The organism is Streptomyces sp. NPDC059355, assembly GCF_042752335.1.
In the GTDB taxonomy this organism is placed as follows: Bacteria; Actinomycetota; Actinomycetes; order Streptomycetales; family Streptomycetaceae; genus Streptomyces.
The window spans coordinates 1-9,064 of the sequence record NZ_JBHYXN010000002.1 but is presented as its reverse complement, the minus strand read 5'-3'; the positions used below and the strand labels follow the sequence as shown (position 1 = coordinate 9,064).

Here is a 9,064-nt window from a genome sequence, read left to right as displayed (position 1 = left end):
GGGCCCGGCACCCCCCGGCGCGCCGGCGGCGCCCCCCCCCCCCCCCCCCCCCCCCCCCCCCCCCCCCTGGACCCATCGCACACAAGGAGTGCTCCACCACCGTGACCATCGAAGCGCCGGCGGGCGCATCACAGACCTATGCACCGCATCCGCAACTGCTGGTGTACCCCCTGGCGTTCTCCGGTGACGAGCGCGTCATGGTGGCCGAGACCAGCTCCGCGAGGGCTCCCCTCGTACTGCGGGACCCGCGCGTCGCACACGCCATCAGTCTGCTCCCGGACAGCGGCACCCGCGAGGTGATCACCGGGCTTTGGCGGGCCGAGGAGAACCTGGCCCCGATCGCCGACGAGCTGTGGGCGACCCTGGTCGCCGAGGACGTGCTGGTCCCCGCGGCACAGACCGCCGCCGCTGACGCATGGCGGGCCTACGACTGGGACGAGGCATACCGGTACCACGCCTCCACCCGCGACTACCCCTTCCTGCAGATGGACACCGATGGTGCCTTCGACGCGGACGACGCGCGCATGGAGGAGTACATCGCCGTCAGCGCGCCGCCGCCGATCACCATGGACATGCCCGCCGCAGGCTCCGTGCCGCTGCGCAAGGTGGGCGAGGACGAGTCCGCCGACGCCCTGCTCGCCGCGATGTCCCCGCAACAGCGGCGCGGCCCCGAAGGACTGTCGCTGTTGATGGACGTCTGCTTCGGCGAGCGCACCCGGCGTCCGTTCGCGGTCCAGGGCGAGTTCCTGCGCAAGGCGGTGCCTTCCGGCGGCGCCCGGCACCCCACCGAGGCGTTCGTGGCGCTCTTCCCGGGCAGCGGGGTGGAACCGGGTGTGTATCACTACAACGTGGCGCACCACCGGCTCGATCTGCTGCGGGCCGGGGACCACTCGGCCGACTTCCGCGAGGCGAGCTTCGACCTCTTCGACAAGTTCCACTCCGAGCCGTTCGGGCTGATCATCTTCTCCTCGCTGGTGGAACGGGCCATGTGGCGCTACCGCGACGCCCGTTCGGCCCGCGCGCCGTTCATCGACGTCGGCCACACACTGATGGCGTACCGCACCGTGATCCAGCGGCTCGGCGTCGGCGGCTACACGTACCAGAAGTTCAGTGACGAACGCATCGCCTCGCTGCTCGGCATCAATGTCGAACGGATGACACCCCTCTTCCTCGGGACCCTCGTATGAGCACGCCTCAGACCACGGACACCACGGCCCCGGCTCCGGCCCGGCTCGTCTCCTCCCCCTTCTTCTTCGCGCACGAGCGCCGCGGCGACCAGCTCAGCGCGCTCGGTCTCGCGGCCCGCGAACGGCTGCGGACCGTGGGGGCCCGCGCCTGGGAGCTCCTCTACTTCCACCTCGAAGCGCGCACCGGGTCGGAGGCGGCGGCCGCCGGATTCGGTGCGGCCGAACGGGAACAGGCACTGGCGGCAGGCCTGCTGGTCGACGCGGACGCCAACGCCACCGAGGACATGTTCCGCTGGGAGGAGCACCGCTGGTCGCGCGCCGCCTATCTGCTCTACTCCCAGCAGGACCTGCCCTACGTGGAGCCCGTCGGCCGCGGTGAGAAGCTGACTGCGCTGTCCGACTTCCGGCGTGGCCAGATCGCCGGGTTCCAGTCGGCCCGGGGATATCCGGAGCGCTTCCGGATCGACCCGGTCCACGAGATCGCGCTGCCGACACCGCACGAGCCGATCACCTACAGCCTGGACTCCATGCTCGGGCGCCGCAGCGTCCGGAAGTTCGCTGACAAGCCCGTCACCGCCGAGACGCTCGGTGCCGTGCTGTACCACTCGACGGCCAACGTCCGGATGGCTGAGGAGTCCAAGGCCTCGGGCGACCCGTACTTCCTGCTCAACTCCTTCTACACCTGGCTGCACGTCTATGTGGTGGTGCAGGGGGTCGAGGGTGTGCCGCGCGGGGTGTACCAGTACGACGCCGTCCGCAACACCCTGCTGGCCACGGGCGGGGAGCCGACCGACGAGGCGGTCGCGGCCACGATCCAGGGGCAGAACTGGATCGGCGGGGGCGGTGTCAGCCTCTTCGTCACCGTGCAGTGGGACCGCTACCAGTGGCTGTACCGCCACTCACGCGCGTACCTCAACCTTCTCATTCAGATGGGTGAGTTCGCGCAGGAGGTGTTGCAGGCGGGGTACCAGCTCGGGCTCGTGGGATGGCTGACGCCGGCCATCGCCGAGAGCCGCGCCGCCTCGCTGCTGGGTCTGGACGGTGTGGCGAGCGACGCCGACGCGATGTACTACCTGAAGCTGGGGTACACCAAGTGAGGGGGGCGGACGAGGGGACCACCGGCGTCCGCCTGTGGCCGGCCAAGGGCGCCGAGCGGCCGGGCGAGCCGCCCCGTGCCGTGCGGTTCCCTTCCGGCGGATCCTCCGGCACGCTGCTGCACCGGGTACAGGAACTCACCGGCGGCAAGGCGCGGCTGATCCGGGACGTCACCATCGGCATGCCGGGCGACACCGACATCGAACTCGTGGCCGAGCACGGCGATTTCTGGTTCCACACCGATGCGGCGTTCCTGCCCGTGCCGCCCCGCTGGATGGCCATAGCCGTCCTGGAGGCGGACGGTGGCGGCGGGCTCGACCTGCTGCCCGTCGAGCACATCGACCCGGAACCGCTCGCCGCGCGGGCTTCCTATCTGACCGTCGAGGGCGTTCAGGTCGCACCGATCCTCGAACAGCTGCCCGACGAGCAGGGTCCGCTGTTGCGCTACCGGCGCGACCGCATGATCGCGGTCGACGACACCGCCGCTGTCGAGGCGGCTCACCGGGCCGTCGAGGCGGCGGGCGCCCGGGGGGTCCCCGGCGGCGGGCTGGGGCCCGGCGGCGTGGGGCGGGTGGGCAACAGGACGATGCTGCACCGCCGTCGGCCGTTCAACGGCCGCAGGGTGATCCGCAGGCTCTGGTTCGACGCCATGGTCTGACGTCCGTACCGGCCACGCGCCGTGCCCTCGTGGCCGGTCCCGACCTCCATCCCCCGAGGGGCATCGCGGCGGGAGGACCGGAGCCTTCCCGTCCCCCCGCCGCATCGGCGTTCCGCACGATGTCTTCTTGATCTTTTCCCTTCTTGGAGAGCCCATGGACTCACGCCCTGCCGAGGCCTCACGGACCACCGGTGCCCTCTCCCCGCTGCGCCTGCGCGGCTTCCGTCACCTCGCCATGGGCCAGTTGGTCTCCAGCCTCGGCAACGCCATGTACAAGGTGGCCCAGTCGTGGCTGCTCGCCGCGTCGACGGGCGGCAACGGCTCCCTGGTCGGGCTGCTCGCCGCATTCCAGCTCGGTCCCCTGCTGCTGTTCGGCGGCCGCGGTGGCCGGATCGCCGACCAGTACCAGCGGCGCCGGCTGCTGATCGCCACCCAGAGCGCGCACGCCGCACTGTCCGCGATGTTCGCCGTGGTGGTCTTCCTCGGCCCGGTGCGGGTCTGGCAGATCTACCTGCTCACCTTCGCAGCGGGCCTGGTGACCGTGGTCGACAATCCCGCGCGGCAGCGCTTCCTGACCGACCTGGTGGGCGAGACCCGGCTGTCGCGTGCGCTCGGCCTGTACACCGCACTGCTCAACACCGGTCAGATCCTGGGGCCGTTGGTGGCCGGACTCATCGTCGGCTGGGCGCATGTCGGCTGGATCTTCGTGTTGGACGCGGCGACCTTCACCGGTATGACCGCGGTGTTGCTCACCCTGCCCGACCCGGCCACGGACGACACCGCGACGGCGGCCGGCGTGGGCAGGGGCGGCGGGCTCCGCGACGCCCTGGCCGAGGCGGGACGCGTGCCCCGGCTGGCGGCCGTCGTCCTCGCGTCGGGCGTGGTCGGTTCGATCGGCGTGCAGTTCACGCTGACCAACACCCTGATGGCGACGCGCGCCTTCGGGCTCACGGCGACCGGGTTCGCCTCCCTGGCCATGGCGGTGACGGTCGGCTGTCTGCTGGGCGCCCTGGTTGCGGGCCGCGCCGAGAGGCCGTCCCCGGTCACCGTCCTCGCGGCGGCCGCCGGCACCGGGCTGACCGGCGCAGTGTGCGGCCTCGCACCGAACTATCCGGTCTTCGTGGTGCTCCTGGTGCCCGCCGGATTCGCCTCGATGCTGTTCACGACCTGCTCCGCAGTGCTGTTGCAACTGTGCGCAGCCCCTGGACTGCGGGGCCGTGTGATCGCGTTGCAGACCACGGTGTTCTACGGCAGCGGACTGGTCGGGGCACTCCTGCTCGGGGTGTGCGCCGACCGGTTCGGGCCACGGGCGGTACTGGTGGGAGCCGGGGTGGCGACGATGGCCGCCTGCGCGGCCATCGGAGCGCACTACCGCACCCGGCTGGGCACGGAGCGGCGGTAGCAGGCCACGGACGCGAAGCGGCCGCGAGGGGCGGGGCGCGGTGCCGGCTGCCGGTTCTCACGGGCGAGCGGCGGCGCGGAGCACCAGGGCCGGCAGCCGGACCGGGTCGGAGTGCGGCAGGCCACCTCCGTGAACTGGCGCCTTCCTGAACGGGTCGGCGGCGGGGCCCGGCCGGCCGGGCGGGGGAGCGGCTTACCGGGCATAGCCTTCCTCGTGACTACTCACGCGGGCTGCGGTGGGGCTGTGCCAGGGTCAACGCAGATAGACGCGCGGCCAGAAGTGCCCACGGGTTCTTGTCCGGTCGCACGGGCCCGACAGCCCTGTCAAGCAGAGTGCCGCCTTGTGCCGCCGCCTTCGGCTGACCGCCGCCAGTACTGTGACCCGTACGCGTCGCCCGTGGCCGAGCGCGTGCGATCATCGCGCAGGTGCCTCACGGCTACCGACGCACCGACCCGCACCGTCACCTCTCCGAGCCGGCCCGACACGCGCGGTGCCCGCGGGCCGCGGATCGGGCTGATGACAGCCGCCGATGTGCAGGCGTACGGTCACGCCTCCGATGGCGGTGCGGAGGCAGTCACCAAGTGGGGCTCGGGGTCCGCGGCTGGGCTGCTGCCCCGCAAGAGGATGCTGCCCTGGCGATGGCGCCCGGCACGATCAACATTGTGGTGGCGCTGCCGGTCGCGCTGCCGGTGGCGCTGTCTCCACGACGGTGCCGTCCGTGCAGGCCGGCTGCGAACGCTTCGCCCTCCTTCACGACGTGGTGGAAGACCGACGTCCTGCGGAAGCCCTCCTCTGCCGACGCCTTCACCAGCGCAGTCTGCAAGGCCGCCGTGCGGGTCCCGCGGACCTCATCCGACCGGGCCTCGGCGCCCGGGAGCTGCGGGGCCTAGAGGTGGGTGTCGGTGACATGCACGCAAACGACTTGGTATGGGGCGCAGACGCGCGGTCGATCCGGCATTGCCCAGGCGGCATGACTGATGCAGCACGCAGAGGCGAACCGGTTCGCCGACCCGGAGACGTACCTCGGACGGAAGAGACCAACAGCCCTGGTGGGAGTGGAGTGTGGCGAGCCTTGGTCTCCGAGGCCTCTCCGCCGAGCTCTTGAGCCTCCGGAAGGTGCGGCATCTGAGTGGCCACTCGATCAGGTTGATGTCCTGTCGCCAGTCCACCGGCCCTTTGGCCACACACTCGCCGATCGGCCTACGCCCGAGGTGTCCAGTACGGCGGAAGGGCCCGGATCCATGTCAGGATCCGGGCCCTTCCGGTGCAGTAGCGGGGACAGGATTTGAACCTGCGACCTCTGGGTTATGAGCCCAGCGAGCTACCGAGCTGCTCCACCCCGCGTCGGTAAACACCATCCTACGCCACCATTCGGCCCTGCTCTGACCGGTTTTCCCGCAGGGCGTCGGCCGCGGGCTCCTCTGGTACGGCGGAAGTCTCCGGGTGGTGGGGGTTTCGGGGTGGTGCACGCTTTCGGGTTTTGGCCGCTCGCCGGCCCGTGCGTGTGGGCATGCCGGCTCAGGGCGTGGCGGTGCGCGCGCCCACCAGGCAGGTGTCACCGCATGGCCGGCAGAGCCTGGGTCGGCCCGGTTGAGCAAGGAGTGCGGGCCGTCGCATGAGGGCTGGGCGGGTGCCCTGCTGGCGGACGGGAGCGAGCCGGGCCAGGTGTACCTCGATCCGGGCAGCGGCGCCGCTTCCACGAGAGCCGGGAGTGGTGGGCTTACAGCGGCATCCTGAACCGGGTTCACGCGGCCGCGGGGCGTGTGCCTGCGGCTGGCCCGGCACCACGGACTATCCGATCGGCTGGGAGGTCGCGGACGCGGCCGGCATCTACGAGCCGGTCATCGAAGGCCCACAAGAGGATTGGGAGCGCCACCTGGACGAGGTCGAGGCGCGGACGGTGCCACTGCCCGAGGTGATGGCCGAGCTCCTGGAGCGGGTGGGTGCGCAGCTGAACTCGCCGGCGGCGCAGGCACCGGTCGCCGCCCTGAAGGCGGTGGCCGCACTCGAGGAGATGACCCGGCGGGTGGCCCGGGACGCCGCCTACATGGCTGAGGCCGACGAGCTGTCCTGGGAGTCGATCGCCACCTCACTGGGCTTGACCGAAGGCGCGGCCCGCTCTCGCCTGAAGCACGACGCATTGCGGCACTGACCCGACGCTGTCCGCACCTGCGGCCGCCGTCGAGCAGCTCCCGTTCGGCTTGGTCCACTGGGGAACCTGAACGGACGTGTCCGGCGTGGAGGGGAAGGCGCTCAGGTACATGAACCAGCGCTACCGGCCCGAATCCCGCGACCGCGGTCCGGCATCCCGGGCCGTCGCCGGGGTCGAACATCGCCAACCTCATCCTCGGCATGTGCGGCCTGGCTGGCGTGGCGGGCAGCGGGCCGCGGTGAACGGGCGGCCGGGGGAGGGCAGTGGGGTTGGGCACCGTGGTGGTCGGCTTCAGGCTCGGTTCGGACGCGAAGGGTCGGCAGGCGACGCTGGTACTGACCGAGGCCGGCGTGCTGCACCAGAGCACGGGCCTGCTCGGGATGGCGCCACGGCCTACGAAGCCCCACGCGCCGATCGCCCCCGGCCACCATCCTGTCCCGCGCCAGGCTGCCGAGATGCGCAGGGTTACGCGGCTCTGACCGGCTGCGGCTACACCCGCGAACTCATCCCACCCGCCTGCGTACGGCTGGATACCGACGAGCATCCCCTGCACGCACAGCCGTACGGCCCGCATGCCCCGCGTCCGCATCCGGAACTCATCGCAGAATCCACGGGTGCCGCCCCCGCAAGGCCAGGCTCCCTCGAGGATGCGCTGGCCGCGTTCTACACGGCGATCGGGATCACACCCCGTCCCCGCACCCCCTTCCCGCCCGGCACCGGCGTCGTGCCCCGCACCTCCGGGAAGCCCTCCACACGCTGACCGACGGGCAAGCACTGACCTCCGGCTCCCGGCGAGACCCCGCCTGGACCGTTACCGCCGCCGAAGTACGCCTGCACGCAGGCACCATCAGCAAAACCCGGGATCCTCGGGAAGTCGCCGACCTCCAGGCAGCACTGACAGCCTGGCTACGCCACCAGCAACGCACCGGGCCGCCGGTAGGCGAGTCGAGTCCGCCTCGGGCCTGCTCACACCACCGTGAACCGCGACACCGCCGCCACGATCCTGGGGACCAGGCGACGAAGGCACCGAACCCGTGGTGATCCAGCGGCTTCCGAGGGCTTGAAGGCCGTCTGGAGGGCAGATCGTCCAGTAGGGGCCTCACGGCAGATACCGGACGGCGGCCATAAAGGAGCGCCTGTCGGCGGGGTCTTTGGCGTCGTCTGAAAACTCCTTGCTCCGCGGTCCGGCTGCTGGTGGGATGCAGTGGTTTGGACGGCGGGAGGGGATGGCTTGACGGTGTTCGGGTGTGCGGGCTGCGGTGTGGTCCTGACGGCGGCGGTCTCGGAGGTGGCGTTGCCGATCCACGTGGCCGATACCCACTGGGAGACGCTGCACCCGCCACTGCTGGAGGCCGGGTCCTACGCCATCGACCCCGCGCCGTACGGGCCGCCGTGGCGGCAGTGGGACGAGGTCGGGGCGCGCGAGGCAGCAAAGCGGGGGCGTTTCGCGCCGTTCGGCGCGCTGTCCGACGGGCCGTCGGACACCGTCCTGCTCGCACCCGGCGACATGCGCGGCACCAGGTTGATCCTCGAGCGGGCCGGGGGCTGCTGCAGGGGGATCGACGGGAGGGACGGGCCGAACCTTGCCTGCCTGGGCTGCGACCTGCCGGTGGGCACGAGGATGGACGACTGCGGGTGCTGGCAGGTCGTGCGGCTCGTCCCGCAAGCGGTGGTGCGGCTGCCCGGTCCGCCGGAGCGGCCGATCATGGACTGGGCGGAGCTGCTGGACACCGGCGCGCTGTGGCATCGGCTGAGCGAGTTCCGGGACATCCCGGCGGGCGTGGCCCTGGCCCGAGTGGTGATGGCCGCCGGGGGCGCGCCGGTCGAGGTGGCGCCCGGGCCGGTCGCCGAACTCCTCGGCCGGACGCTCGGCGCGCTGGTGCCCGCTGGGAATGGTGCGAAGCGGCTGGACCTGGCGGGACCGGGGTTCGGCGAGCCGGCCGCCGACCTGGCGCTGGTGCCGGTTCACCCGCAGACCGGAGAGATGTGGCAGCCGCGTACCGGGGCGGTGCCGGTACCCATGGATGCCGCGCTGTGGGCGGAGCTCGCCTTCCCACCACACCGGACCCGGCTGCCCGTGGTGGGCGGGCTGCCGGAAGGCGTGGAGCGCGACGATCCGCTGCCGCCGCACCCGTGGTACCCGTTCCAGCCGTCCAGGGAGGCGTTCCGGTACACGCTCGCGCGGATGCCCACCGTCAGGGAACCGTGGCTACGGGCGCTCTACGACCGAGGATGCTGACCCGTCAGAGGCGGTGCAGCCCAGCCCCCCGGGTGGGGCTCGACGCAGACGGCACGGCCAAGGAGGCCCCGGCCGGCCTGTGCCCGGTGCCGGATCTACGCGGACCGCCGCGACACCGCCACCAGCCCCCTGCACGGCACGATCGTCACGGACAGGCAGGTGCTCATGAAGCGCTGCGCGCGGGCCGGCCACCCGTGACCGCCCGCCGCTACGCGGTGGCGGTGCGGCCGGCTCGCAGGCGATGGCCATGGGCCTGGCAGTCGCGGTCGAACACGGCGGAACAAGCTCAACCGCCACCTGCCCCTCAGCGTCCGACGGCCACCGTGTGCGG

General features: G+C 71.9%; 6 protein-coding genes, 1 tRNA gene and 1 pseudogene. 7 read left to right on the top strand and 1 reads right to left on the bottom strand.

Features of this window, described 5'->3' with window-relative positions:
* The first annotated feature begins 101 nt into the window (after positions 1 to 101).
* The 5 genes and pseudogenes from ACFXGI_RS02045 to ACFXGI_RS02025 all read left to right on the top strand — a co-directional run.
* Positions 102 to 1,187 (top strand): SagB/ThcOx family dehydrogenase, encoded by a 1,086-nt coding sequence (locus ACFXGI_RS02045; RefSeq protein WP_384701882.1) that lies wholly within the window; start codon positions 102 to 104, stop codon positions 1,185 to 1,187.
* Positions 1,184 to 2,284, top strand: a complete 1,101-nt coding sequence (locus ACFXGI_RS02040) for a nitroreductase family protein (protein ID WP_384701879.1) — start codon at positions 1,184 to 1,186, stop codon at positions 2,282 to 2,284. The genes ACFXGI_RS02045 and ACFXGI_RS02040 overlap by 4 nt, the downstream gene beginning before the upstream one ends.
* Positions 2,281 to 2,940 carry a hypothetical protein gene (locus ACFXGI_RS02035; RefSeq protein ID WP_384701877.1) on the top strand — a complete coding sequence of 220 codons (660 nt, stop codon included), beginning with the start codon at positions 2,281 to 2,283 and terminating at the stop codon, positions 2,938 to 2,940. Before ACFXGI_RS02040 ends, ACFXGI_RS02035 begins: the two co-directional genes overlap by 4 nt.
* A gap of 154 nt (positions 2,941 to 3,094) precedes the next feature.
* The gene (locus ACFXGI_RS02030) at positions 3,095 to 4,342 is read left to right on the top strand and encodes an MFS transporter (protein ID WP_384701874.1); all 1,248 of its coding nucleotides are present in this window, start codon (positions 3,095 to 3,097) and stop codon (positions 4,340 to 4,342) included.
* 401 nt (positions 4,343 to 4,743) lie between these two features.
* Positions 4,744 to 5,028: pseudogene (locus tag ACFXGI_RS02025) on the top strand (adenosylcobinamide amidohydrolase); the annotation flags it as partial.
* Between the two features lie 584 nt (positions 5,029 to 5,612).
* Here ACFXGI_RS02025 and ACFXGI_RS02020 read toward each other — a convergent pair.
* Positions 5,613 to 5,686 (bottom strand) — tRNA-Met (locus ACFXGI_RS02020).
* A 367-nt stretch (positions 5,687 to 6,053) separates the two neighbouring features.
* On the opposite strand from ACFXGI_RS02020, the gene ACFXGI_RS02015 reads away from it, so the two are divergent.
* Complete coding sequence (locus ACFXGI_RS02015) at positions 6,054 to 6,494, top strand: hypothetical protein (RefSeq protein ID WP_384701871.1); 441 nt, start codon at positions 6,054 to 6,056, stop codon at positions 6,492 to 6,494.
* A gap of 1,237 nt (positions 6,495 to 7,731) precedes the next feature.
* The gene (locus ACFXGI_RS02010; protein WP_384702675.1) at positions 7,732 to 8,733 is read left to right on the top strand and encodes a hypothetical protein; all 1,002 of its coding nucleotides are present in this window, start codon (positions 7,732 to 7,734) and stop codon (positions 8,731 to 8,733) included.
* Positions 8,734 to 9,064: the final 331 nt, after the last annotated feature.

What these genes read in the sequence shown, in the direction of transcription:
- ACFXGI_RS02040 (WP_384701879.1), top strand. Translation starts at nt 1,184, where the DNA reads ATGAGCACGCCTCAGACCACGGACACCACGGCCCCGGCTCCGGCCCGG.
- ACFXGI_RS02030 (WP_384701874.1), top strand. Translation starts at nt 3,095, where the DNA reads ATGGACTCACGCCCTGCCGAGGCCTCACGGACCACCGGTGCCCTCTCC.